Origin of the sequence: Streptomyces achromogenes subsp. achromogenes (assembly GCF_000720835.1) — a bacterium.
In the GTDB taxonomy this organism is placed as follows: domain Bacteria; phylum Actinomycetota; class Actinomycetes; order Streptomycetales; family Streptomycetaceae; genus Streptomyces; species Streptomyces achromogenes.
Window position 1 is genome coordinate 1 of record NZ_JODT01000019.1, and the last position, 26680, is coordinate 26680.

The 26680-nt window shown below is 73.6% G+C and carries 22 protein-coding genes and 5 pseudogenes; 14 read left to right on the forward strand and 13 right to left on the reverse strand.

Annotation, left to right across the window (positions count from 1 at the left end):
* From IH25_RS0119850 to IH25_RS42370, 3 genes and pseudogenes are all read left to right on the forward strand, one after another.
* Positions 1-1702 (forward strand): tetratricopeptide repeat protein (locus IH25_RS0119850; RefSeq protein ID WP_030611899.1); only part of this gene is annotated, 1702 nt, incomplete at its 5' end.
* A gap of 201 nt (positions 1703-1903) precedes the next feature.
* Entirely contained in the window at positions 1904-2086 is a 183-nt protein-coding gene (locus IH25_RS0119855; protein ID WP_030611902.1) for a hypothetical protein, read from the forward strand.
* A gap of 153 nt (positions 2087-2239) precedes the next feature.
* Positions 2240-2570 (forward strand): annotated as a pseudogene (locus IH25_RS42370) (hypothetical protein); the annotation flags it as partial.
* Here the strand turns inward: IH25_RS42370 and IH25_RS37630 are convergent.
* A pseudogene (locus tag IH25_RS37630) lies at positions 2479-4874 on the reverse strand (outer membrane protein assembly factor BamB family protein). The pseudogenes IH25_RS42370 and IH25_RS37630 overlap by 92 nt on opposite strands.
* Before the next feature lie 243 nt (positions 4875-5117).
* Complete coding sequence (locus IH25_RS0119865; protein ID WP_030611906.1) at positions 5118-5852, reverse strand: VOC family protein; 735 nt, start codon at positions 5850-5852, stop codon at positions 5118-5120.
* A 134-nt stretch (positions 5853-5986) separates the two neighbouring features.
* Here IH25_RS0119865 and IH25_RS0119870 point away from each other — a divergent pair, with 134 nt between their 5' ends.
* Positions 5987-6622, forward strand: a complete 636-nt coding sequence (locus IH25_RS0119870; protein WP_030611909.1) for a TetR family transcriptional regulator — start codon at positions 5987-5989, stop codon at positions 6620-6622.
* A gap of 99 nt (positions 6623-6721) precedes the next feature.
* On the opposite strand, the gene IH25_RS0119875 is transcribed toward IH25_RS0119870, so the two are convergent.
* Positions 6722-7174, reverse strand: coding sequence for an Lrp/AsnC family transcriptional regulator (locus tag IH25_RS0119875; protein WP_030611911.1), 453 nt, complete (start codon positions 7172-7174; stop codon positions 6722-6724).
* 82 nt (positions 7175-7256) lie between these two features.
* On the opposite strand from IH25_RS0119875, the gene IH25_RS0119880 reads away from it, so the two are divergent.
* The 4 genes from IH25_RS0119880 (at position 7257) to IH25_RS0119895 (ending at position 11277) form a co-directional block, all read left to right on the forward strand.
* Positions 7257-7955 (forward strand): LysE family translocator, encoded by a 699-nt coding sequence (locus IH25_RS0119880; RefSeq protein ID WP_030611914.1) that lies wholly within the window; start codon positions 7257-7259, stop codon positions 7953-7955.
* 297 nt (positions 7956-8252) lie between these two features.
* Positions 8253-8921: a pyridoxine/pyridoxamine 5'-phosphate oxidase gene (locus IH25_RS0119885; RefSeq protein WP_030611917.1), complete on the forward strand. Its 669-nt coding sequence runs from the start codon at positions 8253-8255 to the stop codon at positions 8919-8921.
* Between the two features lie 225 nt (positions 8922-9146).
* Positions 9147-10457: a flavin-containing monooxygenase gene (locus tag IH25_RS0119890; protein WP_078844330.1), complete on the forward strand. Its 1311-nt coding sequence runs from the start codon at positions 9147-9149 to the stop codon at positions 10455-10457.
* A 217-nt stretch (positions 10458-10674) separates the two neighbouring features.
* The gene (locus tag IH25_RS0119895; RefSeq protein WP_030611925.1) at positions 10675-11277 is read left to right on the forward strand and encodes a flavin reductase family protein; all 603 of its coding nucleotides are present in this window, start codon (positions 10675-10677) and stop codon (positions 11275-11277) included.
* 6 nt (positions 11278-11283) lie between these two features.
* On the opposite strand, the gene IH25_RS0119900 is transcribed toward IH25_RS0119895, so the two are convergent.
* Together IH25_RS0119900 and IH25_RS0119905 are read right to left on the reverse strand one after the other, a co-directional pair.
* On the reverse strand, positions 11284-12393 hold the full coding sequence (locus IH25_RS0119900) for a methyltransferase (RefSeq protein ID WP_051754055.1): 1110 nt from the start codon (positions 12391-12393) through the stop codon (positions 11284-11286).
* A gap of 100 nt (positions 12394-12493) precedes the next feature.
* Positions 12494-13798 (reverse strand): MFS transporter, encoded by a 1305-nt coding sequence (locus IH25_RS0119905; RefSeq protein WP_030611931.1) that lies wholly within the window; start codon positions 13796-13798, stop codon positions 12494-12496.
* 71 nt (positions 13799-13869) lie between these two features.
* On the opposite strand from IH25_RS0119905, the gene IH25_RS0119910 reads away from it, so the two are divergent.
* Complete coding sequence (locus IH25_RS0119910) at positions 13870-14895, forward strand: GlxA family transcriptional regulator (protein ID WP_030611934.1); 1026 nt, start codon at positions 13870-13872, stop codon at positions 14893-14895.
* On the opposite strand, the gene IH25_RS0119915 is transcribed toward IH25_RS0119910, so the two are convergent.
* The 3 genes and pseudogenes from IH25_RS0119915 to IH25_RS39585 form a co-directional block, all read right to left on the reverse strand.
* The gene (locus IH25_RS0119915) at positions 14797-16059 is read right to left on the reverse strand and encodes an MFS transporter (RefSeq protein ID WP_030611937.1); all 1263 of its coding nucleotides are present in this window, start codon (positions 16057-16059) and stop codon (positions 14797-14799) included. The genes IH25_RS0119910 and IH25_RS0119915 overlap by 99 nt on opposite strands.
* Positions 16060-16181: 122 nt before the next feature.
* Positions 16182-16536 (reverse strand): annotated as a pseudogene (locus IH25_RS39580) (alcohol dehydrogenase catalytic domain-containing protein); the annotation flags it as partial.
* Positions 16512-16751: pseudogene (locus IH25_RS39585) on the reverse strand (short-chain dehydrogenase); the annotation flags it as partial. The pseudogenes IH25_RS39585 and IH25_RS39580, both read right to left, overlap by 25 nt.
* An 85-nt stretch (positions 16752-16836) precedes the next feature.
* On the opposite strand from IH25_RS39585, the pseudogene IH25_RS39590 reads away from it, so the two are divergent.
* Positions 16837-17311, forward strand: a pseudogene (locus IH25_RS39590) (hypothetical protein).
* Positions 17312-17398: 87 nt separating this feature from the next.
* Here IH25_RS39590 and IH25_RS0119935 read toward each other — a convergent pair.
* A complete protein-coding gene (locus tag IH25_RS0119935) occupies positions 17399-17872 on the reverse strand; it encodes an ATP-binding protein (RefSeq protein ID WP_030611944.1) in 474 nt (157 codons plus the stop codon).
* An 845-nt stretch (positions 17873-18717) separates the two neighbouring features.
* On the opposite strand from IH25_RS0119935, the gene IH25_RS0119945 reads away from it, so the two are divergent.
* Entirely contained in the window at positions 18718-20340 is a 1623-nt protein-coding gene (locus tag IH25_RS0119945) for an alpha/beta hydrolase (RefSeq protein WP_037655305.1), read from the forward strand.
* Between the two features lie 7 nt (positions 20341-20347).
* Here IH25_RS0119945 and IH25_RS0119950 read toward each other — a convergent pair whose 3' ends face one another.
* Together IH25_RS0119950 and IH25_RS0119955 are read right to left on the reverse strand one after the other, a co-directional pair.
* A complete protein-coding gene (locus IH25_RS0119950; protein ID WP_245172837.1) occupies positions 20348-21751 on the reverse strand; it encodes a maleylpyruvate isomerase N-terminal domain-containing protein in 1404 nt (467 codons plus the stop codon).
* A complete protein-coding gene (locus IH25_RS0119955; RefSeq protein WP_030611953.1) occupies positions 21748-22305 on the reverse strand; it encodes a sigma-70 family RNA polymerase sigma factor in 558 nt (185 codons plus the stop codon). The genes IH25_RS0119950 and IH25_RS0119955 overlap by 4 nt, the downstream gene beginning before the upstream one ends.
* A 334-nt stretch (positions 22306-22639) precedes the next feature.
* Between IH25_RS0119955 and IH25_RS0119960 the strand changes: the two genes are divergently transcribed.
* Positions 22640-23020, forward strand: a complete 381-nt coding sequence (locus IH25_RS0119960) for an STAS domain-containing protein (protein WP_030611956.1) — start codon at positions 22640-22642, stop codon at positions 23018-23020.
* A 190-nt stretch (positions 23021-23210) separates the two neighbouring features.
* Positions 23211-23729 (forward strand): EF-hand domain-containing protein, encoded by a 519-nt coding sequence (locus IH25_RS0119965; RefSeq protein WP_030611959.1) that lies wholly within the window; start codon positions 23211-23213, stop codon positions 23727-23729.
* A 70-nt stretch (positions 23730-23799) separates the two neighbouring features.
* Here the strand turns inward: IH25_RS0119965 and purU are convergent, their stop codons facing one another.
* On the reverse strand, positions 23800-24681 hold the full coding sequence (gene purU, locus IH25_RS0119970; RefSeq protein ID WP_030611962.1) for a formyltetrahydrofolate deformylase: 882 nt from the start codon (positions 24679-24681) through the stop codon (positions 23800-23802).
* Positions 24682-24727: 46 nt separating this feature from the next.
* On the reverse strand, positions 24728-25228 hold the full coding sequence (locus IH25_RS0119975) for an SCO4402 family protein (protein WP_030611965.1): 501 nt from the start codon (positions 25226-25228) through the stop codon (positions 24728-24730).
* 117 nt (positions 25229-25345) lie between these two features.
* Between IH25_RS0119975 and IH25_RS0119980 the strand changes: the two genes are divergently transcribed.
* A complete protein-coding gene (locus IH25_RS0119980; RefSeq protein WP_030611966.1) occupies positions 25346-26680 on the forward strand; it encodes an ABC transporter substrate-binding protein in 1335 nt (444 codons plus the stop codon).

The window sequence follows — 26680 nt, forward strand, 5'->3', positions numbered from 1 at the left end:
GCTGCCCGGCACCGAGGGCTGCGCGGCGCTGGTGACCTCCCGGGTGCGGATGCTGGACCTCGCGGGCGCCCATCTGGTCGACCTGGACGTGATGTCCCCCGACGAGGCTCTGTGCCTGTTCACCAAGATTGTGGGCGAGGAGCGGGTGGCGGCGGAGCGGGAGGCCGCGCTGGACGTGGTGGCGGCCTGCGGCTTCCTGCCGCTGGCGATCCGCATCGCCGCGTCCCGCCTGGCGGCGCGCCGCACCTGGACGGTCTCGGTGCTGGCGGCCAAGCTCGCCGACGAACGGCGCCGCCTGGACGAACTCCAGGCGGGCGACCTCGCGGTCAAGGCCACCTTCGAACTCGGCTACGGCCAGCTGGAGCCCGCCCAGGCCCGCGCCTTCCGCCTCCTGGGCCTCGCCGACGGCCCCGACATCTCCCTGGCCGCCGCGGCGGCGGTCCTGGACCTCCCCCCGGAGGACACCGAGGAACTCCTCGAATCCCTCGTCGACACCTCCCTCCTGGAATCCGCGGCCCCCAACCGCTACCGCTTCCACGACCTGGTCCGCCTCTACGCCCGCGCCTGCGCCGAACGCGACGAGGACCGGCCCAGCGAACGGGAGGCGGCGATGTCGCGGTTGCTGGACTTCTATCTGGCGACGACGGCGGGGGTGTACGCGGTGGAGCGGCCGGGGGATCGGCTGGTGGAGCACCTGGAACCGACCGAGTATCCGGGGCTGCATTTCAGCGATCGCCAAGAGGCGCTGGACTGGCTGTACTCCGAGGCCAATTGTCTGTTGGCCTCGGCCCGGCAGGCTCTGGGCGGCTCCAGGCTCCGCCGGGGCGTGGATCTGCTGTGGGCCGCGAAAGACCTGGGGGAGTCGGGGGCCAACTCCAGGCAGTACGAGTCCGTCGCTCTCACCGCCAGGGACGCTGCTCATGCCGCGGGCGACGCCCATGCCGAAGGACGCGCCCGCACGGCGCTGACGAACGTCCACCTCGTGGCGGGCCGCTACAAGGAAGCCGATGAGGAAGCCCGACTGGCAGGTCTGCTCGCCGAAACGGCCGAAGACTCCACACCGGTCTTCTGGACAAGCAACGACCGCGGGATCATCGGCCTCAACCAGGCACGTTACGCGGACGCCGAACAGCATCTGATCCGAGCCATCGAAGCATCACGCCACGACGGCAATCTCGCAGGTGAAGCGAGTGCCCTGTGCAACCTGTCACGCGTTCACCTGGCCATGGGGCACACGGACCACGCAATAACCCTCGCCCAGCAGGGGATCGGTCTGTACGACCGCCTCGGAGCCACCGTGCGCCTGGCAAACGCACGGTACGCCCTGGGGCTCGCCCTGACACAGGCCGGACGCCCGGCCGAGGCACTCGCGGAACTCAAGGACGCGCTGCACACGTTCCAGATGAACCGCCAGCGCCTCTGGGAAGGGACGACTCACTTCCGGATCGCGCAGGCTCACCTCGTAGGCCGGCAGCACACGTTGTCCGCCACCCACGCGGAGCAGGCGTTGGCCATCGGATGCATCGGCGGTGACCTGGTGCGCGCCGGTGTACTGACCACCCTGGGGCGTTCCTTGGCCTCCTTGGGCCAGGTCGACCGGGCACGGGTCTGCTGGCGCGAGGCCCTGCCGATCTACGAGCAATCCGGCTCTCTGGAGGCCAACGTCGTACGGGCCTTGCTGTCGCCGCTTTCGACGGCCTGACGGGTCACGACAGCGTTCATCGATTGTTTATGCCCCACTGACATGCTCAACGCATCGATCCGTCGCGTCGGGGGGCAGGCGGGTCGCCGAGGGACTCAGCAGGTATGCGAGAGTCCTGTCGGGTCCCTGCCCGGCAGCCCTCGGGGGAGTTGCCGGACAGGGACCATTCGAAGCTGACTTACCTTCAGGGGAGCTGTTCACATGGCCGAGACCGAAAAGAAGTCCGAAGACATCACGACGATGGACAACCACTCGCCCGCCCCGCCGATCGATGACGCGATCACCACGATGGACAACCACTCGCCGGCCCCGCCGAGCGACGCGATCATCACCATGGACAACCACTCCCCCGCTCCCCCCGCCCTGGACCTGAACGGCAAGTAAGCCACCAACCGACGGGGGAACGGTCGCGGCGGCGCGGAGGGGGAGTCGTCGGGGCCGGGTGTGAAACGGGGGGTCGAGGGGCCGGGTCGGGGGACCCGGCCCCTTGGCATGTCGTCGGCCGGGGAGAGGGCGGTCGGCTCCTCCCCCGCAGCGGTCAGCGCCTACGAGTCCGTGCTGATGGCGCTGCGGATGCCGTACGGGGAGGCCGGCCGGTGCGGTGCGCTGGGCCGCCGTGCTCGGCGGGTATCCGCCCGAGGGGGTGCGGGGGACCGTGCGGGCGCTGGGGGCGGCCCGGGAGGCGGCGCTCGCGCAGGCGTTCGCGCAGGCGCCGCACCTCGTCGCGCCGGGTGATCCGCCGGCCGCCCGGGTGCGCCGGCCGGTGCCCGGGTGCGTCACGTGGTCCGTGCCGTGCCCGTGCCCTTCTCCGCGTCCAGCGCGTACACGCACCGGTCCTTGCTGCACGCGTAGACCACGCCGTCCTTGACCACCGGGGAGCCGGTGATCTCGCCGCCGGTCGCGAGCTTCCAGCGCAGCCGGCCGTCGTCGGCCTTCAGGGTGTACAGCAGGTGGTCGGTGGAGCCGAAGTGGATCCGGCCCTCGGCCACGGCGGGCGCGCCCACGACGTCGCCGCCCGCCTGGAAGCGCCACTTGGGGGTGCCGGTGACCGCGTCCAGGGTGTACAGGCCCTTGCCGCTGCCGACGTGCACGTGCCCGGCGGCGACCAGCACCGGTTCCACGGAGGAGCGGGCCTCGGTGGCGATGCGCCAGCGGTCGCGGCCGTCGGCGGCGTCGAGGGCGTAGACCGTGCCCAGGTAGTCGGCGAGGTAGACACCGCCGCCGGTGACGGCCGGGCCGGGAGCGAAGGCGGGCGGGCTGAGGAAGACCGCCGGGGCCTCGAAGTGCCAGCGCACCCGGCCGCTCACCGCCTCCACGGCGAGGACGCGGGTGCCGGCACAGATGTAGACGCACCCGTCGGACGCCGGGGTCAGGCGCACCGGCACCCCGCCGCAGGAGGCCGCGTCGCCGATGGGGTACGACCAGCGCTCCTCGCCGGTACGGGCCTCCAGCGCGCGCAGCCGGGCGTCCTGCCAGACGTAGACCGTGCCGTCGTGCACGGCCGGGCCCGCCTCGGGGGACTCGAAGTCGGTCTGGCAGCCGGTGATCTCCCACAGCTTCTGACCGCTGGACGCCTCCCACGCCTGGACGCCGCCGCCGCGGGTGCCGGTGACGACCGTGCCCCGGTCGGCCTTGAGGCAGTACACCCAGGCGTCCGTGGACAGCCGCCACAGGTCGGTGCCCTCGCGGGCGTCCAGGGCGTACAGGGTGGGGCCGTCGGAGGCGTGGACACGGCCGTCCGCCACCGCCATCGACCAGGCGACGTCCCGGGTCTTGAAGCGGCGGCGGCCGGTGGACACGTCCAGGGCGTGCACCTCGAAGGAGGTGACGTAGACCAGGTCGCCGGCCACGGCCGGGGTGCCCCACACGTCGTTCGACATGCGGAACCGCCAGGGCCGCCAGCCGCTCGCGGGCTCCGGGGGCACCGGCGGGGCGGGCGGTACGGCGGGGTCGGCGGTGGCGACGCCGGGGCGCGGGCGGGACCAGCTGGCCACCAGGCCGGACTCGGGCGGCGGCGCCTTGACGGCGGCGGCGCGGGCGTCGGCGACCCGGGGGCCGGGGCCGATGGGCACCGCGGCGCCGGCCAGCCGGACCGGGCCGGTGCCGGGGGCGCCGGCCGGGACCGGCACGGGGGCCGAGGGTGCCACCGGCATGGACACGGGCGCCGAGGGCGGCACCGGGACCGGCGGGTCGTACGGCGGGGGCGGCGGCACCGTCTGCCGGACGGCGGCGCGCGAGCCGTCGTCCGGGGCCGGGGCGGGCCGGCCGGCGGGGCGTCCGCCGCGGCGGGCCTCGATCAGGGCGACGGCCTTCTCCGGCAGCCAGGCGGAGGCGGTGCCGCTGTCGTCGGAGCCGGAGCCGAACAGGTGCGGGGCGAGCTGGGCCTGGAGGTCGGCCGGGGTGGGCCGGGCGGTGGCCTCCATCTGCATGCACGCCTCGATCAGCGGGCGCAGCTCGTCCGGCAGGCCGGTGAGGTCGGGGCCCTCGCGCAGCAGCATGAAGACGGTCTCGACCGGGTTGGCGCCGTGGAAGGGCGGGTGTCCGGTGGCCGCGAAGACGAGGGTGGAGCCGAGGGAGAAGACATCGCTGGCGCCGGTGACGCTGCGGGAGTCCTTGGCCTGCTCCGGGGACATGTAGGCGGGGGTGCCGACGGCGACGTTCGTCATGGTCAGCCGGGTGTTGGAGACCCCGGAGGCGATGCCGAAGTCGATCACCCGGGGGCCGTCCTCGACCACGAGCACGTTGGACGGCTTCAGGTCGCGGTGGACCAGCCCGGCGCCGTGGATGGACTGGAGGGCCTCGGCCACGCCCGCCGCGAGCCAGCGCACGGCCTGCGCGGGCAGCGGCCCGCACTCGTTCACTATCTCTTCCAGCGAGGGCGCGGGGACGTAGGCGGTGGCCAGCCAGGGCACGGCGGCACGCGGGTCGGCGTCGACCACGGCCGCGGTGTAGAAGCCGGAGACCGCGCGGGCCGCCTCCACCTCACGGGTGAAGCGGACCCGGAAGAGCTGGTCCTCGGCCAGTTCGGTGCGCACCGTCTTGATCGCCACGCGCCGGCCGGACGCCGAGCGCGCGAGATAGACCAGCCCCATGCCGCCGGCCCCCCCAGCCGGCCCAGCACCTCGAACGGCCCGATCCGCCGCGGATCGTGCTGCGTCAGCTGATCCACCACTTGCCTGCCACCTCCCCGTACGAGCCGCGCCACCCCATATGTACGCGACCGAAGTGCAGCGTCTCACCACCGCACCGCCATGGCGGCACGCACCCCGATTCTTCCTGGCCGGGCGGCTGGTTGCGAACCCGGTGACAGTCGGGGTGTCTCACATTAATTCATCCCAAAAACGGATGGATCACCGCCCGAGCAGGCTGAAGCAGCGCCGGAACAGCGCGGGATCACCGCCGCAGCAGGGGCGGATCACCGCTGGAGCAGCGCGAAGGACGCCCCCTGATTGTCGGTGACGACGGCCACCGTGCCGTACGACGTCGTGAAGGGCGGCGCCTGCACCCGGCCGCCGAGCCGCTGGACGGCCCCGAGGGCGTCGTCGAGGTCCGTGGCCCCGAAGTGGGCGACGAAGTGCGGGGGCATCTCGGCCGGGAACACCTCGGTGACGTCCGCGCGACCGAAGTCGGGCGCGGCACCGGAGCCGAACAGGGCCTCGTGGAAGAGGTCGCCGTAGAAGGCGTTGGCGGCGGCCGTGTCCCGGGTGTACAGCTCGGCCCATACGAAGGTGTCCGGCGCCCGCCGCCGTCCGAAGCCGCGGTGGGTGCCGGGCTGCCACAGGCCGAACACCGCACCCTGGGGGTCGGCGGCCAGGGCGGCGATGCCGAGGCCGCCGAGCCGGTACGGGTCCGTGATCGTCCGGCCGCCGGCCGCCGTGATCCGCCGGGCGAGGGCCCCGGCGTCCGGGGTGGCGAAGGAGACCGTCCAGACGGTGGGCATGCGGCCGTCCGTCTTGGGGGCCAGCGCCGCGACCCGGTCGCCGTCCAGCAGTGCCCACACCGCGGAGCCGTACGCCTCCTGGAAGGTCCACCCGAAAAGCTCACCGTAGAACCGCTTGCCCGCCTCGACGTCGGGCAGCTGGGCGTCGACCCAGCAGGGGACGCCCTCCCTGTATGTCTCTTCGTTCGTGGATGCCCTGTTTTCGGCCATGCGGCAAAAGTAACCGGGACGCGCGCACGCCGCAGACCAGGCACACCACCCCGGATCCGGCCCCGCACCCCATTTGCAGTCGGCCGAATCGCGCTCCCACCCCCCCTCGGTAAGCTGACGGCATGACAGGACAAGTGCGTACCGTCGACGGCCGCGTGGCCGGCCGGCGTGGGCAGGCGACCCGGCAGAAGCTGCTCGACTGCCTCAGCGAGATGCTCAGCTCCTCCCCCTACCGGGACGTCAAGGTCATCGATGTCGCCCGGAGGGCGGGCACGTCGCCCGCGACCTTCTACCAGTACTTCCCCGACGTCGAGGGCGCCGTCCTGGAGATCGCCGAGCGGATGGCGGCCGAGGGCGCGGGGCTGACCGAACTGCTCGAAGGGCGCACCTGGACCGGCAAGTCGGGCTGGCAGACCGCGCAGGAACTCGTGGACGGGTTCCTGGACTTCTGGCGCCGCAACGACGCGATCCTGCGGGTGGTGGACCTGGGCGCGGCCGAGGGGGACAAACGGTTCTACAAGATCCGCATGAAGATCCTGAACTCGGTCAACAACTCCCTGGCCGACTCCATCGCGGAGCTCCAGGCCAAGGGCCGGGTGGACAAGGACGTGAACCCGGCGGCGGTGGCCGGTTCGCTGGTCGCGATGCTCGCGGCGGTGGCGGCCCACCAGAAGGGGTTCACCTCCTGGGGGGTTAAGCAGGCCGAACTCAAGCCGAACCTGGCGCTGTTGGTGCACCTGGGCGTGACCGGCAAGAAGCCGTCCAAGTAGGCGCCGCGCCCCTCGCGCCCCTTTGTGAAGATCCAAGTCCTGTCTCGCGGGCGGTGGTTCATCCCCTGAACCACCGCCCGCCGCCTGTCCGGGCGCCCTCTACGCGGGCAGCGGACGGTCCCGCACCACGTGCTTCATCACCAGCGTCGAGGTCAGCCGCTGCACCCCCGGCAGGGTCGCCAGCCGCTCGTCGTACAGCCGTTGGAAGGCGGCCAGGTCGGCGGTGGCCACCCGGAGCAGATAGTCCGGCTCGCCGAACAGCCGCTGGGCGTCCAGCACATGCTCCAGCTCGCCGACCGCCCGCTCGAACTCGGCGACCGTGTCCCGGTCCTCCTGGCGCATGGACACGAAGACCAGCGCCTCGAAGTTCAGACCGAGCGAGGCCGGGTCCACCACCGCGCGGTAGCCCCGGATGGCGCCGGCCCGCTCCAGCTCGCGCAGCCGGCGGTGGCAGGGGGAGACGCTGAGCCGCACCCGGGCGGCCAGCTCGGTCACGGTCAGCCGCCCGTCCTGCTGGAGCTCGGCAAGGATTTTCCGGTCTACGTCGTCCATAGGGAAGATCTTTGCGCACAACTCGCGATCATGAGCAAACTTCGGGAACACTTTCGGGTAATTCGCGCCTAATGTGCCCGACATGGACTCGGGACTGCTCTTCTCCTTCCTCGCCGTGGACCTGCTGCTGGTGTGCGTACCGGGCGCCGACTGGGCGTACGTCATCACGACCGCCCTGCGCGGGGGCCGGGTACCGCGCGCGGTGGCGGGCCTGGTCTGCGGGTACGCCCTCCACACCGCCCTGGCCGCGGCGGGCCTGGCGGTCCTGGTGGCGGGCTCCCCCGCTCTGCTGACGGCCGTGACGGTGGCGGGCGCGGGATACCTGCTGTGGCTGGGCTGGGGGGTCGTGCGCCGGCCGGCGGTGCCGGGGGCGTCGGGTCCGGCGTCCGCTGAAACGGCGCCCGGGGCATCGGGTCCGGCGTCCGCTGAACCGGTCCCCGGGGCGACGGCTGCCGCCCCGGTGGCGGTGGCCGACGGGCGGCCCTTCCTGCGCGGTGCGACGATCAGCGGCCTGAACCCCAAGGGCCTGCTCCTCTATCTCTCCGTACTCCCCCAGTTCCTCACCCTGCGCGGCGCGCACCTCCCCGTCCCCGCGCAGACGGCGGTGCTCGGCCTGCTCCACATGGCGTGCTGCGCGGCCGTCTACCTCACCGTCGGCGCCCTCGCCCGCGCCCTCCTCGCGGCCCGCCCGGCGGCGGCCCGCGCGGTGACCCGCACCTCGGGCGCGGCGATGCTGGGCATCGGAGCGTTCCTGCTCGTGGAACGGCTGGCGACGCTCTAGGGTTCCCGCGCCCCGGCGGCCGCGTACGGCTCACGCCGGGTCAGCCGGAACCTGCGGATCTCCCGCTCCACCCGGGACTGTCCCTGACCCGGCTGGGCGTGGTCTCGGACACCGGCGGCTGGTTCTGCTCCTCGGGGATGGTGGTGCCGGGCCGGTAATGAGCGGGGGGCTGGAAGGCGGTCCACCGGTGGGGGCGGGACCGTGACGCGGTCCACCGGTGGTGGGTGCGGCGGGACTGTGACGCGGTCCACCGGTGGCGGCGGGACTGAGCGCGGCCCCGGCGGTGATACTCGCCCCATGGCTCAGCACGATCTTCACGCACTGCTCCGCTCGCTGCGGGTCTGGGATCCCGAGGTCACCCGGCTGCCGCCGTTCGACCCGGAGACCGCCCCGCCCACCCCGCTCGCCCTGTTCACGGACTGGTTCGCCGACGCGGTGGCGGCGGGGCAGCCGGAGCCGCACACCATGTCGCTGGCGACCTCGGACGAGGAGGGCCTGCCGGACGTGCGGATCGTGATGCTGCACGGCGCCGACGCGGACGGCTGGTCGTTCGCCACGCACGCCACCAGCCGCAAGGGCCGCGCGCTGGCCGCCCGGCCGTACGCGGCCCTCGCCTTCTACTGGCCGGTGCTGGGCCGCCAGGTACGGCTGCGCGGACCGGTCGTCTCCGCGCCGGCCGAGGAGAGCCAGGCCGATCTGCACGCGCGGTCCACGGGCGCGCTGGCCGCCGCGCTGACCGGCCGGCAGAGCGAGGAGCTGGAGTCGCTCGCGGAGCTGCGGCAGGTCTCGGAGGCGGCCTGGGAGCGGGCCCGGGAGAACCCGGCGGAGCCGTCGCCGACCTGGACCCTGTACCGGCTGCGTCCGCAGACGGTGGAGTTCTTCCAGGGCGACCCGGAGCGGCGGCACGTACGCCTGGAGTACCGCAGCACCGGGTTCGGCTGGAGCCGGACGCTGTTGTGGCCGTGAGCCGGACGCCATGGTCGCCGTGAGCCGGACACTGTGGTGACCCTGAGCGGGTCGCCGCCGCGGCCGTGAGGAGCCCACGGCTCTCCGGTCACCCCAGGCCAACGAGCGCCGGAGAGGGGCCGGTTCACGTCCGGCGCACCCTTTCCGCACACCCGTGATCAATCCGCAACCAATTCCGGTCTTGACCGAGACCCATCAACGGGGTGGGTGATTACGCTCCCGCTCATGACCGCCTCCCACCCCGCCGACGTCCCCCGCCCGCCGGTCCCCGCCGACCCCCCGGTCTATGTGATCGGCGCCGGACCGGGCGGCCTGGCCGTCGCCCAGGCACTGCGGGAGCGGGGTGTACGGGCCGTGGTGCTGGAGAAGTCGGACCGGGTCGGCGCCTCCTGGCGCGGCCACTACGACCGGCTGCGGCTGCACACCACCCGGCGGCTGTCCGCGCTGCCCGGCCTGCCCATGCCCCGCAGGTTCGGACGCTGGGTGTCCCGGGACAACGTGGTGCGCTACCTGGAGAAGTACGCCGAACACCACCGACTGGAGATCGTCACCGGGGTCGAGGTGCACCGCGTCGAGCGGACCGCGGACGGCACCGGGTGGCTGCTGCGCGCCTCCGGGGGCCGCGAGCTGACCGGCAGCGCGGTGGTCGTCGCCACCGGCTTCAACCACACCCCGCGGCTGCCCGACTGGCCGGGCGGCACGGAGTTCGGCGGGGAGCTGCTGCACGCCGCCCGGTACCGGAACGCGGCTCCGTACCGGGGGCGGGACGTACTCGTCGTCGGCGTCGGCAACACCGGCGCGGAGATCGCCGTGGACCTGGTGGAGGGCGGGGCCGCGCGGGTGCGCCTCGCGGTGCGCACGCCCCCGCACATCCTGCGCCGCTCCACCCTCGGCTGGCCCGCCCAGTACACCGGCGTCCTCGTCCGGCGGCTGCCGGTGTGGCTGGTGGACCGGCTCGCGGGGCCGGTGGGGCGGCTGAGCACGCCCGACCTGTCCGCGCACGGGCTGCCGCGCCCGGACACCGGCCTGTACAGCAGGGTGAAGCAGGGCGCGATCCCGGTCCAGGACGTCGGCCTGGTCCGCGCCGTGCGCACGGGCGGGGTGGAGGTCGTGGCCGCCGTGGAGGCGTTCGACGGCGACGCGGTGGTCCTCGCCGACGGCGGCCGGATCACCCCGGACGCGGTGATCGCGGCCACCGGGTACGTCCGTGCGCTGGAGGGGCTGGTCGGGCATCTGGGGGTGCTGGACGGGCGCGGCCGGCCGGTGGTGCACGGGGGCCGCACGTCCCCGAAGGCGCCCGGCCTGTACTTCACCGGGTTCACCAACCCGATCAGCGGGATGCTGCGGGAGCTGGCGATCGACGCGGAACGGATCGCGAGGGCGGTGGGGAAATCCGCCGGGACCACACGCGCGAAGAGCGTCGCGAAGCCGGCGGTGAAGCCGGTGGTGAAGCCACTCGCGAAGGCGGTCCTGCGGCCGGCCGTGAAGCCGCTCACGAAGGCGGTCCTGAAGCCGGCCGCGAAAAAGCCGGAGTAGCCGGCCGGTGACCTCGCTCTGCCGCTGCCCTCTCTGACTACCTGTCAGTTTATTCACTGGTCCGCCGCGTTCGCCGCGGAGTCCTGGGGCCAGGAGATCAACTCGACGACACGGGACGCCCAGGAGGGGCTGCGGACATTCGCGGAGCGCCGGGCGCCGCACTTCGACGGCCGCCGGCCTTCCCCTCTCACAGCCGGTCGGTTTCAATGAGGGAATGATGGGTCACGCGGGGGCGGCGGCGGCCGCCGTGCGGTATCTGGGATACGCGCCGGTGCCGGTGGAGCCCCCGGCCCGCTCGCGGTTGCGGTGCGTCCCCGAGGACGAGCGGGCGCCGGTGGACCCGGCGGAGTTCCGCCGGGTGCTGGGGAACTTCGCCAGCGGAGTCACGATCATCACGGCCCCGGCGCCGGAGGGCGGGCCGGGACCGGCCGGTTTCGCCTGCCAGTCCTTCGCCTCGCTCTCCCTCGACCCGCCCCTGGTCTGCTTCATGGTCGGCCGCGCCTCCACGACCTGGCCGCGCATCTCTCGCGCCGGGGTGTTCTGCGTCAATGTGCTCGGCGCCGGGCAGGACGAGCTGTGCCGGGCGTTCGCGGTGAGCGGCGCCGACAAGTTCGCCGGGGTCGCCCACGACCCGGCGCCCGTCTCCGGCGCGCCCCGGCTGGCCGGCGCCGTCGCCTGGATCGACTGCGCCGTGCACGCCGTGCACCCCGGGGGCGACCACCTCATCGTCGTCGGCCGGGTGACCGCCCTCGGCACCGACGGCACGGACCGGCCCCTGCTGTTCCACCGGGGCCGGTTCGCCTATCTCGCCGACGACTGAGCCCGGTCAGCGCGGCACCAGCCGCCACAGGGACGTGACCTCGGCGGCGCGGGCCGCGTGCAGCGGGTCGCGCGGATCGGCCGCCCGGGGATGGCGCGGCCGGGTGTCGATGCGGCCGGCGATCCGCAGCCCCGCCGCCTCGATCGCCGTCAGCAGGTCGGCGCGGGTGCGCAGACCGAGGTGTTCGGCCAGGTCGGAAAGGATCAGCCAGCCCTCCCCGGCCGGCTCCAGATGCTCCGGCAGGCCCGCCAGGAAGGCGCTCAGCATCCTGCCCGACGGGTCGTAGACGCCCTGCTCCAGCGTGGAGACGGGACGGCCCGGCAGCCAGGGCGGATTGCAGACGACGAGACCGGCCCGGCCGGGCGGGTAGAGGGCCGGGCCGGTGACCGTCACGCGGTCCGCCAGCCCCAGCCGGTGCACGGTGTCCCGGGCGCAGGCCCGGGCCCGGGGGCTGATGTCGGTGCCCACCACCCGGCCGGCCCCGCGCCGGGCGAGGACGGCCGCGAGGACACCGGTGCCGGTGCCGAGGTCGAAGGCGGTGCGCACGGGCGGCAGCGGGGCCCGCGCCACCAGGTCGACGTACTCGCCGCGCACCGGCGCGAAGACGCCGTAGTGCGGGTGGACGCGGGCGCCCAGCGCGGGGACCTCGACCCCCCGTTCCCGCCACTGGTGGGCGCCGAGGACGCCCAGCAGTTCGCGCAGCGGGATCAGGCGCGGGCCCGTGGGCGGGCCGTAGGCGGCGGTGCAGGCGGCCCGGACGTCGGGGGCGCGGCGCAGGCTGAGGCCGTGGTCCGGCTCCAGCAGGACGGTGAGCCGGCCCAGCACCCGGGCGCGGTGCGCGCGGAAGCGGCGCTGGAGGCGGAAGGTCTCGGCCGGTGCGGCGGCGGGCTCGGGCGCGGTCCGGTCGACGCGGCGCTCCAGGGCGCGCAGCAGGCGGCGCGCGCCCTGGTAGTCGCCCCGCCACAGCAGTGCGGTGCCCTCGCAGGCGAGCCGGTAGGCGGTGGCGGCGCGGATACGGTCGTCGGCGACGACCAGGCGGCGGGGTGCGGGCAGTCCGCTCTCAGAGTGCCAGCGGGCGGGCAGGGGTTCGTCGGTGATCCGGTCGGTCCTCGACACGGTGTGCTCCTTCGGGTGTTCCGGCGTGGGCGGGCACGAGGAACACGTCGAAGAGGACCATGCCGAGTGTCACGGGAACTTCCTTTCGCAGGCGGTGCGTTCAGGATACGGCGGGCGTCACGGCCGGGGCCGTGCGCCGTATGACCAGGGACATCAGGGCCGCCGCCGCGCACAGGGTGCCGGAGGCGTACCAGACCAGGTCGTAGGAGCCGAAGACGTCCCGGGCGACGCCGCCGAGGTAGGCGACGAGGGCCGCGCCGATCTGGTGGGCGGCCAGCACCCAGCCGAAGACGATGGCGCTGTCCTCGCCGAACTGCTCCCGGCACAGGGCGAGGGTGGGCGGGACGGTGGCCACCCAGTCCAGCCCGTAGAAGATGATGAAGAAGACCATCGACGGCTGTATGGAGGGGCCGAGCAGCATCGGCAGGAAGAGCAGGGACAGTCCGCGCAGGGCGTAGTAGACGGCGAGCAGGCGGCGCGGTTCGAAGCGGTCGGTGAACCATCCGGAGGCGATCGTGCCGGCCACGTCGAACACGCCGATGACCGCGAGCAGCGAGGCCGCCGTCGTCACGGGCATGCCGTGGTCGTGCTCGGCGGGCACGAAGTGGGTCTGCACCAGGCCGTTGGTGGAGGCGCCGCAGATCGCGAAGGTGCCGGCGAGCAGCCAGAAGGTGCCGGTGCGCACGGAGCCGGACAGCACGGTGAGCGTACGGCGGGCGGCGCCGACGACCGGCGCCGGCTTGGGCACGAACTCCACCGCGCCGTACGGCTTCTCGCCCACGTCGGCCGGGTGGTCGCGCATCAGCAGCCAGACCAGGGGGACCACGGCCAGCGCGGTCAGGCCCACGGTGACCGCGGCGGGCCGCCAGCCGTGGTCCTCCACGACCCAGGACAGCAGCGGCAGGAAGACCAGCTGGCCGGAGGCGGAGGCCGCGGTGAGGATGCCGCTGACCAGGCCGCGCCGCTCGGTGAACCAGCGGTTGGTGACCGTCGCGGCGAACGCCAGCGCCATGGAGCCGGTGCCCAGGCCCACCAGCAGGCCCCAGCACAGCAGCAGTTGCCAGGGCGCCGTCATCCACACGGTCAGCAGGGAACCGAAGGCGATCACGGTGAGCGCGGCGGCGACCACCCGGCGGATGCCGAAACGGTCCATCAGAGCGGCGGCGAACGGCGCGGTCAGCCCGTACAGGGCCAGGTTGACGGAGACGGCCGCGCCGATCGTGCCGCGTGACCAGCCGAACTCCTGGTGCAGCGGGTCGATGAGCAGACCGGGCAGCGAACGGAAGGCCGCCGCACCCGTGATGGTGACGAACGTGACGGCGGCGACGAACCAGGCGCGGTGCACGCGGCGGCGCCGTGCGGGCGGGATCTGGACAGGGGCGGCGGCTGGGGTTGTCTGAGTCACGTCACGAGCCTCCGATTTGCGCACCCGTCACATCGAGTGGCCCGAAGGACAGCATTCGTTAGGATCGGGCCATGACCTACGAAGGCGATTTCCGCCCGCACCGGGTCGCCGTTCTCGCCCTGGACGGCCTGCTGCCCTTCGAACTGGGCATCCCCCACCGGATCTTCGGCCGGCCCCGGGACGCGCGGCGGCGCCACCTGTACGAGGTCTACACCTGCTCCGTCCGCCCGCCCGGCCGGGTCGACACGGACGCCGACTTCACCCTCCACGTCCCGCACGGCCCGCAGGCGCTGGCCACCGCCGACACGGTGATCATCCCGGCCTCCTACGAGCTGGGCCCGGTCTACGAGGAGGGCCGGCTCACCGACGAACTCGCCGTCGCCCTCTCCCATGTCCGCCCCGGCACCCGGCTCGCCTCCATATGCACCGGCTCCTACGTCCTCGCCGCCGCCGGCTGTCTGGACGGCCGCCCGGCCACCACGCACTGGGCCGACGCCGAGCGGTTCCAGCGGATGTTCCCCAAGGTCGAGGTGGACGCCAACGTGCTGTTCATCGACGACGGCGACGTACTGACCTCGGCCGGGGTGGCCGCCGGGATCGATCTGTGCCTGCACATGGTCCGCCGCGACTTCGGCACGGCGGTCGCCAACGAGGTCGCCCGGATCACGGTCGTACCGCCCCACCGCGACGGCGGCCAGGCCCAGTACGTCCAGCGCCCGGTGCCCGACCCCCAGCTCGCGACGACGGCGACCGCCCGAGCCTGGGCGCTCGGCCGGCTGCACGAGCCGATCCAGCTGCGGGACATGGCCGCGCAGGAGGCGATGTCGGTGCGCACCTTCACCCGCCGCTTCCGCGAGGAGGCCGGCATCAGCCCCGGCCAGTGGCTCACCCAGCAGCGCGTGGAACGGGCCCGGCAACTGCTGGAGTCCACGGGACTGTCGATGGACCAGGTGGCCCGCGAGTCCGGCTTCGGCACGGCCCAGTCGATGCGCCGGCACCTACAGACCGCGCTGGGCGTCACCCCCACCACCTACCGCCGCACCTTCCGCAGCCACACCGGCCCGGACCGGCCCGGCCGCTCCGGCACCCCGCGCTGACCCCCGGGCGCGTATCTCGCCCCACCAGCCGACCGCCGTCAGCGACAGGGTCAGGGCCACGCCCGCCAGGATCGCCGTCGAGGGCGTGGTGAACGGCAGCAGGGCACCGGCGAGCGAGCCGGTGGCCGCGTATCCGGCGCCGACGGCGGCGTACATGACCGAGTACCCGGCCGCCAGGGCGTGGGGCGGGAGCGCCTCGCGCAGCGACAGGTTGCGGGTGAGCATCGCCCCGGACTGGAGCAGTCCCGCCGCGGCCAGCGCCACCGCCATGCCCGGCGCCGCCGGTATCAGGGCGACCAGGCACACCGCGGCCGACATCCCCGCCATCAGCACCACGCTGCGGGTGGCGAGCCGGCCCGGCCAGGACCGCAGCCCGTACCCGAAGGCACCGGCGGCGGAGGCCACCGACATCACCGTGAGCAGCGGGCCCGCCCAGCCCACGCCGATGCCACGCTGCTCGAGCAGGGCGGGCAGGACCAGTTCGGCCAGGGACAGCAGGGACAGCCCGGCCGCGCCGGTGACGTACACCGGCCAGGCGCGGGCCAGCACCCGCAGCTTCGAGTCACCCCGCCCCTCGGGCCCGTCCGGCTCCGGCGCCCAGCCCGCCGGCAGCAGCCACAGGCCCAGTGCGGCGGCGGCCATCAGGGCGGCCGCGAGCAGCAGCGGCAGGCGCGGGTCGGCACCGAGGGCGAGGCCGGTGACGGCGGCCGGGGAGACGGCCCAGACGCCGAACGTGAGCATCGACTCGACGGACAGCGCCTGGGCCGCCGCGTGCCGGGGGACCAGGGAGGTGAGCAGGGCCCGCAGCCCGCCGGGCACCGCGGCGGGACCGGCCCCGGCGAGGAAGGCGAAGGCGGCGGGCAGCGCGGGAGGCGCGCCGGCGAACACCGCGAGGCCGGTGAAGCCGGCGGTGCCCGCGACCAGGCCCGCGGCCAGCTGCGGACGGGCCCGGCCGGGGGCCAGGCGCATGCCGAGCACCGGGGCACCGACGATCTCGCCGATGACGTAGGCGGCGGCCAGGGCCGCGCCCAGCGCATAGCCGCCGGGGCGCTCGCGGACCAGGAAGACCAGCGCCAGCGGGGCCATGGCCACCGGCATCCGGGCGCCGACGGCCACCAGGGCCCAGGTCAGGACCCGCCGGGAGACGACATCGCGGTAGCTCATGCCTCGACGGTAGGGGGCGGCACCGACAACCGCCTCCCCCATTTCCGGCGCCTGTGGATAACTCCGCCCGGCCGCCACGCCGTTGCCCGTCCGGCACCTGACGCCCGCTCACGCGGGCCGCCTCAGCACCTGAGGACCGCTCGGGCCACCCGGCCCTGCTCCGCTTCCGTGCGGGCCTGGGGGAAGTCCTCCACCGGGTGGACGGCCGTGACCAGTTCGTCCAGCAGGAGTCGGCCCTGGCGGTACGGCTCGGCGTAGCGGGCGATGTCCCGCCGGGGGCGGGAGGAGGCGTAGCGGCAGCCGAGGATCGACTTCGTGCACCGGGCCGGCGCCGCGCCGGAACGGTGTGCCCGGGCGGCCGATCGCCCGCCGGCACATGGTGGGCCGGCCCCGGTCGCAGTCCGGGCAGGTCCCGCAGTTGGCGAGCGTGGACAGGGCCACGTGGTCACCGGGCCGTAGGTCCGCACGGCCGTGTCCACGACCCGCTGTCCGCCGGCCATGGTGGAGATGTCGTCGGCGACCGCGACGGCCTCGGCGACCTCACTGGTGGGCGAGGCGCCGGCCACCGCCACGCCGTAGTCGTTGACGGCGGCTTTCGCGTCCTCGGCCACCGCCGCCCGTGCGACCGTCCGGCCGATCCCGCACCCGGCACGGGTCACGGCGACCACCTTGCCTGCCAAGAGGTCCCCCACGCCGGGCCCCTTCCCGCCGTTCCTGACGGTCCGTTAGATTGATGGCTCGGTGGACGCGCGGACACAAACCCCGGGGAGGCACCGGATGGAACTGCCCAAGGAGTTCCACGAGATCGCCCGGCGCGTGAACAACTGGGGGCGTTGGGGCGCCGACGACGGGATCGGCACCCTGAACCTGATCACCGGCGAGGTGGTGCGGGCGGCGGCCGGCGAGGTGCGCACCGGGTGGCGGCCGGCGACTATGTCGTGACGATGGGGCTCCAGGCGGGCACCCACTGGGACGCGCTGGCCCATGTCTCGCACTCCGGGACGCTGTACAACGGGCGCCCGGCGGGGTCGGTCACCGCGCACGGCGGCACGGGTACGGCCATCCGTCACCGGGGCTGTCGGTGGGGCGGCATCTGGTGGAGATGGGCATGCCGCAGGGCCGGAACTGGAATCTCGAAGAGTTGTCCACAGCCTGTGGAGAAATCGGCCGGTACGCGTTTCCGCTGTCGGTGATGCCCGAGCCGTTCGTGGGTGCGACGGGCACGCCGGTGGCCTCGGTGGTGGCCCTGTGACCGGCGGCCCCGGTGCGCCGGTGGCCGTCTCGTGAACGGTGGCACCGGTGACCCGCGGCCGTCGTGTGAACGACGCCGCCCGGGCCGCTACACCGCTTCGAAGGCGAAGCCCTCCCACGCGGGCCGTCCGCCCCCGTACGCCAGCGCAGCGCTCTGCCGGGGCGGTGAACAGCGGTCCAGTTCACACCAGATGCTCTTGCCGGCACCCTCGGGGCTCCAGCCCCAGCGGTCGGCGAGACACTCCACGAGGGCCAGACCCCGCCCGCCGGTGGCGTCGTCGCCGGCGCACCGGGGCTGGGGCGCCCGGGTGCTGGTGTCGGCGACCTCCACCCGCACCGGGGCCGGCGCGCCGTTCCCGGCCGCCGTGCCCGGCAGGCACAGCCGCAGCACGGCCGGCCGGCCGGTGTGCACCACGGCGTTGGTCACCAGCTCGGAGACGAGCAGGATCAGCGTCTCGGCCAGCGGCTCGTCGGCCGTTATGCCCGACCCGGCGAGCCGCGAGCGGGCCCACCGCCTGGCCCGCCCCACCTCCGCGGGGTCGGGCCGGATCTCCAGCTGCACTCGAAGCACCTGCACCGCTCACACCATCCGAACCGGCGGACACATGACCCCACGCCAGCCGTGCGCCACGGCGTCCGCCGCGGCGACGATCACGACGAGGGCCACGATCGTAGCCATTTTCTGCATGGCCAGAACAACAACCTGAGCCGGGAGTCACGGACTGTGACTCCCTTACTGCACAGCATGGTTGACGGACAGTCACGCCAACAAGCGCTTCGGGCATATTCCCGCGTGAAGGAGTACGTATAGGGGATACTGTGCGACGCTCATGACGCCGAGTCGAACAAACCCGGCGCGGAATCCCCAACCGCCGTGCGAGCAGCGGCGCGCGCCACTTGGCCCGAAATCGCCCGGGCCCGGCGCCTCAGCGCGGTCGCGTGCCGCGCCTCCACGGTACCGGATCGGCGAAGTGACTGCGGAGCGTGACGAGTCCGGTGAGGGCATTACCGATCGTGGACCCCGCGTTACCCACGACTGCCACGATCCGTAACATCGTGGGCCAACGCTTCACCGTCAACGGCCGGCGGAAACCGCCACCGGCTCACTCCACCAGCGCGGCGGCCGACCGTTCCTCGCTCCACGTGCTCCCCCGACGGGCGTGTCCGAGGCCTACGACACCCCCGAGACCCTGCGCAAGGTGCTCAAGTACCGCCCGCGGAAGCGGTTCTAGCCCTCTTGACGAAGACGGCGGGACGCCGGTCGCGGTTGTCCACCTCCGGGACCATTCGCCGTGCCGCTTGTCCAACCTCGGTGGCGGCAAACGCGACTTCAGGGAGGATTCGCCCGACTCCCGCGCGCGTAAGGGTGGATGGGTCGTCCGTCCACCGACCCTAGGGACTCCCTTCGTGCGAAGCAGTAGAACCGCCTCCCTGCTGGCGGCCGGTGCCGCCGCCGTCATGGTGCCCGTACTCCTCCCGGCCACGGCCTCCGCGGCACCGTCCGTCACCGGTCCCCTCGACCCGTACCTCTCCCAGAAACCGGCCTGGCACCGCTGTTCCGCGGAGACGCCGGCCTCCTTCCAGTGCGCCACGATCAAGGTGCCGCTCGACTACGGCAAGCCCGGCGGCAGGAAACTCGACCTCGCGATATCGAGGTGGAAGACGAGCACCAAGAGGCAGCACCGGGGCGCGCTGCTGCTCAACCCGGGCGGCCCGGGCGGCTCCGGCCTCGACATGCCCCTGTTCATGGGCGGCGAACTGCCGAAATCCGTGAAGAAGACCTACGACCTCGTCGGCTTCGACCCGCGGGGCGTCGGCGAGAGCTCCCCCGTCGGCTGCGGCCTGACCGACAAGGAGCAGGACTGGGAACGCCCGTACAAGGAGGCGACGTTCGCCAAGGACGTGGCGTGGGCCCGGAACGTCGCCGCGAAGTGCTACGCCAGGCAGGGCGACAGGCTCCGCCACCTCTCCACCCGCGACACCGCCCGGGACATGGACGTGATCCGTGCCGTGCTCGGCGAGAAGAAGATCTCCTACCTCGGCTATTCGTACGGCACCTACCTCGGCGCGGTCTACACGCAGCTGTTCCCCACCCGCGCCGACCGGTTCGTCCTGGACAGCGCCGTCGACCCGGCCCGGGTCTGGCGCGGCATGATCCAGGTCTGGGCGGAGGGCGCCGAACCCGCCTTCGCCCGGTGGACCGAGTGGACCGCCGAGCGGAACTCCGCCTACCGGCTGGGCGCGACCCCCCAGGCCGTCCGCAAGACCTTCTACGACCTGGTCGCCCAAGCCGACCGCAAGCCGATCGACGTCGACGGCACGCGGATGACCGGAGCCGACATCCGCCTCACCAGCCGCGCCACGTTCTTCAGCGTGCGGGACGCCGCCGAGTGGGTCGTCACGCTGAAGAAGGCCGCCGCGGGCAAGCCCGCCGGCCGGGGCCTGAAGTCACCGGCGCCCGTGCCGCCGTCGTTCGCCGGTGCCACGCCGCCGTCGTTCGCCCGTGCCACGCCGCCCGAGGACAACGGCACCGCCGCCTTCTGGTCCGTCCTCTGCGCCGACCAGCGCGACTGGCCGCGCGACCCGGAGCAGTACCGCGCCGACGCGATCCGGGACCGGAAGAAGTACCCGCTGTACGGCGACTTCGGCTCCTCGGTGAAGCCATGCGCCTTCTGGAAGACCGGCGGCGAGCGCACCACCAAGGTGGACAGCAAGGTCCGCGCGCTGATCCTGCAGAACGAGTGGGACCCCCAGACGCCGCTGACCAGTGGGCAGGGCCTGCGCCGCGCCATGAAGGGCGCGAAGATGGTCACCGTCGCCGGGGGTGTCGGACACGGCGTCTACGGCAACAAGTCGTGCGCCGACAAGACGGCCACCGCCTACCTGACCACCGGGAAGCTGCCGTCGAAGGACATCACCTGCGAGGCCGCGCCCCAGGCGGCCGCGCCCCAGGCGGCCGGGCGCGGCGGCCTGCTCCCGCTGCCGCTCCCGGGCTCCCGGGGCCTGCCGGGGCCGGGCAGCCGGTTCTGACGGCCGTTCACATCCGGCTGAGGCTCGCGGCCGCGTACAGCACGTCCCGGATCGCCCGGCGGTCGCCCTGCTGGCCCGCCGCGGCGTCCTCCGGGGACACATGACCGGCCGCGAGCTTGCAGAACTCCACGCCGTCGAGCACCACCCGGGCCACCTCCAGCTCCGCGGAGCCCCGCGCCGCCGGCGAGTCCAGCGGGATCAGCCACTCGCCTCCGGCGTCGCCCTCGATCTCCAGCCGCAGGCTGCGGCCGGGCGCGCCGGCCGGCACCAGGTGCGGGGTGTGGCGGGCCGGCTCGGACAGGCCCGCGCGGCGGCGCTCGGCGAGCACCGTCGGCAGCACGCGGGCCGCGAGGTCGATCATCCGGTGCAGGTGCCGGGGCGTCGGCGCCGCGTACGGGTAGTCCACCGCCTTGGCGATGTCCTCGGCGTGCACCCAGCACTCGAAGGCCCGGTCCAGCATCGCGTCGTGCAGCGGCAGCGTGAACTCGCCGTAGGACACCGGGAGTCCGCCGGCGCGGCCGCCGGTGAAGGACACCGTGCGCACCAGGGCGTGGCTCTGCTCGCGCCAGGCTCCGCGCACCGCGTGCTCCGGCGGCAGGTGCGCGGACCGCCAGTAGGCCTCCGTGCGGCGGGCCGGTCCGGCCGCGTCGCCGGCGCGGGCCACCGGGTCCGCGAGGCCGAGCGCGGCGGCGACCATCCCGTCCACCGCGAGCAGGTGCGCTATGACCCCGGCGACGGTGGTGGTGCGGCCGGCCGGGACGTCGTTCTCGAACCAGCGCAGTTCCACCGGCGCCCGCCAGTCCGCGTCCTTGAAGTCCTGGAGCAGCGCGTCCAGCCGGGCGGTCTCGGCGTCGTACGGGGCGGCCCAGTCGGGGACCGGGATGCGCGGCGGCCGACGCCGCAGGCAGCTCTCCAGGACCCGGGTGCGCAGACCGGGGTCCAGGTCCAGGCTCTCCGGCTGGTGCAGCAGACCGACCGCCTCGCGCAGCCGGCGGGCCTCGTCGGCGCAGGCCCCGCAGTCGCCCAGGTGCTCCTCCACGGCCGCCGCCTCCGCGGCCGGGCAGGCGGTCAGCGCCCAGGCGCCGAGCAGCGACTTCAGGACGTCGTGCGACAGGTCGAGCGGCGGCACGGGTGCGAGGTCCCCCAGGTCGGCGAGGCCGGGCGGCGACAGCGCGCCGTCCTCCACGGAGGTCCGGGGCGTGGGTATGCGCGGACCGGGCGCGGCCCCGGACCGTCCGGCACCCGCGGCACCGCCGCCCGGCGGCCCGAAGCGCCCCGCGGAGCCGGCCGGGCCACGGCTGCCGCCGGTCCCGCTCTCCCGGTGCTTCCCCGGCGCCTCCTCGCCCCGGCGGCCGTCCGCCGCGCCGTGGGCGTTCTCGTGCGCCCCCTCGGAGCGGTGCGGGCCGTTCACACCGCACCCCGGTATCCCGGCGGGGTGCCGGCGTCGTGGGCGGTGGCCAGGAGCTGGAGGCCGAGGCGGAGCCGGCGGCGGGCCTCGTCCTCGGTGACGCCGAGGTCGGCCGCGGTCTGGCGGTAGTCGCGGCGCTGGTTGTAGGCGAGGTCGAGGGCGGCGCGCAGCGGGGCGGGCATGGAGTGGACGATGTAGTCGGCGCGGGCGGCGACCGAGGCGCGCCGGACCGTGCTCTCCCGTTCCTCGCGCAGCGTCTGCTCCCGTTCCTCCCGGTCCCGCAGCCGCTGCACGGCGACCCGCTGGGTGACTTCGGCGAGCCAGGAACGCAACGGGCCCTCCCTGGGGTCGTAGGTCTCGGGGTGCTCCCAGACGTGGGCGAAGACCTCGCGGGTGACGGAGTCGGCGGCCCGCTCGTCGTCCAGGACGCGGTGGGCCAGGTTGTGCACGAGGGAGGCGAAGCGGTCGTACGTCTCGCCGAGGGCCGCCGCCTCACCGCGGGCGAGCCGCTGCTGCATCTTGCGGTCCCACCGGGGCGACAGGTCGTTCCCGGCCATGCGGTCCCCTCCCCTCGCCGTCTGGTGGCCACCGGGCCCGCCGGCCCCGCCCTGTCGAATGTAGTCGGCCCCTCCGACAGCGCACGCCCCTTTGTGCCAATGTGCGCCCCCGAAGCCACCTCCCGTGATAGTGCCCCCTTCACACAACCTTCACGCGAGTCGCGTACACACTTGATCAAAGACGATTGTTGATGACTGGAATAAGCCCCTTATTGATCACCCGCCGTTTGCGGCGCCACGTTTCAGGGAACGGCCGCTGGGCAGCCGCGCGACAGGAAACGTAGGAACTGCTTCCGTTTCCGGGCGGTTCCGGGAATCCGGCGAGCGGAGGGGCATGGCCGTGGCATTCAAGGTGACCGGCGTCGAACAAGGCCAGTGGGCCGTGCTCCGGGTCTCCGGGGAGCTGGACCTGATGACCTCGCCGGTGCTGCGCCAGCACGTACACGACGCCGTCGCCGAGGGACACCACAGCCTCGTCGTGGACCTCTCCGACGTGTTCTTCTGCGATTCCAGCGGGGTCGGCGTGCTCATCGCCTCCCGCCGGCTGATCCGCTCCTGCCAGGGCCGGCTGCGGCTGATCCTGCCCGACCGGGGCGCCGTCGACGGCTCGCACGTCAACCGCGTCCTCGGCGCGCTGGGCGTCCGCCGGCTCTTCGACGTCCACCCCGACCTCGACTCCGCCACCACGGACCAGGCGGGACCGCTGTCCGCCTGACCACCCGCCGGGCGTGACAACGTCCCGGTCCGGCCACGGCGTTGTCGCGAGATTCACCCGGTCTTGGCACAGTCGTCGGTTTTCCGCCATCCGACGGCCACCCGCGTCGTACGCTCCCAGCCAGGCCCCCGGACCCATCCGGTCCCGCGGACCCCCCATGGACGACGCACACGTAAGGCGGCCCCCACACATGGTCAGCACCGAGTACGAGCGCCGGATCGCCGCCCGGTTCGCCGGCTTCGACCAGGACGGCAACGGCTACATCGACCGCGAGGACTTCAGCGCGGCGGCCAAGGCCCTGCTCGCCGAGTTCGCCGTGCCCGCCCGCTCCGTCACGGGCCAGGCGCTGTACGCCGGCGCGGAGGCGTTCTGGCAGGGCATGGCCGGCATCGCCGACCGGGACGGCGACCAGCGCATCACCCGCCAGGAGTTCGTCACCGGCGCGGTCAAGCGGCTGCGCGACAACCCCGGCCGGTTCGCCGAGATCGCCCGCCCCTTCCTGCACGCGGCCCTGGCGGTGGCCGACACGGACGCCGACGGGCACATCACCGTCCCCGACGCCGCCCGCGTCCTGCGCGCCCTGCACGTGCCGGCCGGCCCGGCCGAGGCGGCCGCCGCCGCGCTCGACACCGACGGCGACGGCAGGATCGACGAGCGGGACGTCGTCCCGGCCTTCGCCCGCTACTTCACGGTGCCCGAGCAGGCGTGAGGGCCGCCCGGAGCACCCGGGTTCAAAGGCTCAGAGGCTCAGGGGCTCAGGGGCTCAGGGATTCGGAGGCTCAGGCGAACACCACGGTCCGGCGGCCGTTGAGCAGGATGCGCCGCTCGGCGTGCCACTTGACGGCCCGCGCCAGCGCCTGGCACTCCACGTCCCGGCCGATGGCCACCAGCTGGTCCGGCGTCACCCCGTGCCCGACCCGCTCGACCTCCTGCTCGATGATCGGCCCCTCGTCCAGGTCCGCGGTGACGTAGTGCGCCGTCGCGCCGATCAGCTTCACGCCCCGCGCGTGCGCCTGGTGGTACGGCTTCGCGCCCTTGAAGCTCGGCAGGAACGAGTGGTGGATGTTGATGATCCGGCCGCTGAGCTGCTTGCACAGGTCGTCCGAGAGGACCTGCATGTAGCGGGCGAGGACGACCAGTTCGACCCGCTCCTCGCGCACCAGCTCCAGCAGCTCGGCCTCGGCCTCGGACTTGGTGTCCTTGGTGACCGGGATGTGGTGGAAGGGAATGTTGTACGAACCCACCAGCTCTTCGAAATCGGTGTGATTCGACACCACGCCGACGATCTCCACCGGAAGCGCGCCGATCCGCGCCCGGAACAGCAGGTCGTTCAGGCAGTGCCCGAACTTGCTGACCATGAGCAGGATGCGCATCTTCTCGTCGGCCCGGTGGATCTGCCAGTCCATGTGGAAGGAGTCCCCGACCGCCGCGAAGCTCGCCCGCAGCTTCTCCACCGTCACCGGCGCCTCGGCCGAGAAGTGGACGCGCATGAAGAACAGTCCCGTGTCGTGGTCGCCGAACTGCTGGCTGTCCTCGATGTTGCAGCCGGTCATGAACAGGTAGCTGGACACGGCGTGCACGATGCCCTGCTTGTCCGGGCAGGAGAGCGTCAGGACGTACTGGTCGGCCGGGGCGGCGGCGGAAGCGGACTGATCTGTCATGCACTACAGGGTCCCATACCGGCCACCCCGCGCGTGCCGCCGTCCGCTAAGCGGAACGGGTCAGGATGCGCAGGACCTCCAGGCTCTTCGGGGCCGTGTCCGGGTCGTCCCCGTCGCTCACCGACATCCGCACGTGCGCGTCCCGCGCCGCCCGCACCGCGTCCGGCCAGCCGGAGTGGTCCAGGTACGCGGCGACCGGCGCGTCCGGGCCGACCTGGTGCATGATCCGCAGCAGCCGCAGCACGGCGGTGTCGACGAGCGCCGCCTCCTGCGAGTCGCGGAATATGGTGCCGACGTACTTCTCCGCCGACCAGTTGTCCAGCCAGGTGTCCTCCACCAGCCGGTACACGGCGTCCGTGACGTCGCCGTAGCCGTCGACCCCGGCCAGCCAGACCTCGCGCTGGAACACCGGGTCGGAGAGCATGTGCAGCGCCGAGCGCACGTTGCTGCGCCACCGCCACCACGGCATGTCGTTGAGGGGCATGCCGCCCATGGTGGAGGAGCGGCGGCCGCGACGGGAAGTGTTCTCCGAACCTTGCACGGTCACCGATCGTACGTTCCGCGCCCGCCTCCGCCCACCGGCCCCCGTAATTCACCTCGCCGTCACCCTTCGTTGACCAAGGGTCACTCAGGGGTTAGCGGTGTGAGGGAATCGTGCGTGTCCATGACCGGCAGGCGACGCACTCGCACCATCCCCGTTCCCGCCTCTTCCCGCTCTTCCCACCCCGTCCGGGCCACCGCACTCGCCGCGTGCGCCGTGGCCCTGTGCGCGTCGCTCACCACCGCGTGCGGGCTCGTCCCCGGTGCCACGGGGGGCTCCGGGGACGACCCGGTCACGGTGATGACCTGGGCCCCGCAGGACACCGACGCGACCAACAAGCCCGGCATGCCCGCGATGGCCCTCGCCTACGCGAAGTGGGTCAACGCGCACGGCGGCGTGGGCGGCCGCAAGCTGAAGGTGCTGACCTGCAACGACCACAACGACAGCGTGGGCGCCGCGAAGTGCGCCAAGCGTGCCGCGGCCGAGAACGTGGTCGCGGTCGTCGGCTCCTACAGCCAGTTCGGCGACTCCTTCCTCGCCCCGCTGGAGGGCGCCGGCATCCCCTACATCGGCGGCTACGGCGTCACCAACGACGAGTTCACCGGCACCATGTCCTACCCGGTCAACGGCGGCCAGCCCGCCCTGCTGGCCGGCCTCGGCGAGGCCCTCGCGGCCGGCTGCGGCAACGTCGCCCTGGTCCGCCCCGACAGCATCGCCGGCGACCAGCTGCCCACACTCCTCGACTCGGGCCTGCGGGCCGGCGGGCACGCGGACGCCGGTGACCAGCTCGCCGCCGAGGACGCCACCGAGTACGGCGGCGAGGCCGAGCGGGCGCTGCGCTACGCGACCGCGGACCCGGCCCGGAAGGGCTGTGTGGTGCCGGCGCTCGGCGACCGCACCGACACCTTCATGGACTCCTTCCGGCGGGTCCGCGCGAACCACCCGGACGTGCGTACGGCGACCGTGCTCGGCAGCGTCGACCAGACGGTGATCAACGCCACGGGCGGGGCCTCCGGGCCGTACGAGGGGGCGTACATCACCGGCTGGTACCCGGCCGCCTCCGATCCGCGCTGGGCCCCGATGAAGAAGGTGATCAGCGAGGCGGCCTTCGACGACGACCGCATCGACCCCGCCGACGCCGGGGTGCAGACCACCTGGATCGCCTACACGGTGCTCCGGGCCGTCCTGGAGAGGATCGGCGACGGCGAGGTGAGCGCCGACACCGTGCGGCGCACCCTCAACGACGGGCTGCGGGTCTCCACCGGCGGCCTCACCCCGACCCTGAGCTGGCCCTACGCGGGCAGGCTCGCCGGGGTCGGCTTCCCGCGGCTGGTCAACGCCGACGTCACCCTCCAGGTGGTCCGGGACGGCAGGCTGGTGGCGGCCGGAGAGCGCGTCGGCGACAAGAAGGGGGTCGCCGACATGACCCCGGTCCTGGCGCGGGCCGAGATGCCCTGA

Coding starts and splice junctions, on each gene's coding strand:
- IH25_RS0119895 (WP_030611925.1), top strand. CDS start 10,675: ATGGGTCACGCGGGGGCGGCGGCGGCCGCCGTGCGGTATCTGGGATAC.
- IH25_RS0119910 (WP_030611934.1), top strand. CDS start 13,870: ATGACCTACGAAGGCGATTTCCGCCCGCACCGGGTCGCCGTTCTCGCC.
- purU (WP_030611962.1), bottom strand. CDS start 24,681: ATGACAGATCAGTCCGCTTCCGCCGCCGCCCCGGCCGACCAGTACGTC.
- IH25_RS0119875 (WP_030611911.1), bottom strand. CDS start 7,174: ATGGACGACGTAGACCGGAAAATCCTTGCCGAGCTCCAGCAGGACGGG.
- IH25_RS0119890 (WP_078844330.1), top strand. CDS start 9,147: ATGACCGCCTCCCACCCCGCCGACGTCCCCCGCCCGCCGGTCCCCGCC.
- IH25_RS0119980 (WP_030611966.1), top strand. CDS start 25,346: ATGACCGGCAGGCGACGCACTCGCACCATCCCCGTTCCCGCCTCTTCC.
- IH25_RS0119855 (WP_030611902.1), top strand. CDS start 1,904: ATGGCCGAGACCGAAAAGAAGTCCGAAGACATCACGACGATGGACAAC.
- IH25_RS0119960 (WP_030611956.1), top strand. CDS start 22,640: ATGGCCGTGGCATTCAAGGTGACCGGCGTCGAACAAGGCCAGTGGGCC.
- IH25_RS0119955 (WP_030611953.1), bottom strand. CDS start 22,305: ATGGCCGGGAACGACCTGTCGCCCCGGTGGGACCGCAAGATGCAGCAG.
- IH25_RS0119880 (WP_030611914.1), top strand. CDS start 7,257: ATGGACTCGGGACTGCTCTTCTCCTTCCTCGCCGTGGACCTGCTGCTG.
- IH25_RS0119915 (WP_030611937.1), bottom strand. CDS start 16,059: ATGAGCTACCGCGATGTCGTCTCCCGGCGGGTCCTGACCTGGGCCCTG.
- IH25_RS0119965 (WP_030611959.1), top strand. CDS start 23,211: ATGGTCAGCACCGAGTACGAGCGCCGGATCGCCGCCCGGTTCGCCGGC.
- IH25_RS0119885 (WP_030611917.1), top strand. CDS start 8,253: ATGGCTCAGCACGATCTTCACGCACTGCTCCGCTCGCTGCGGGTCTGG.
- IH25_RS0119865 (WP_030611906.1), bottom strand. CDS start 5,852: ATGGCCGAAAACAGGGCATCCACGAACGAAGAGACATACAGGGAGGGC.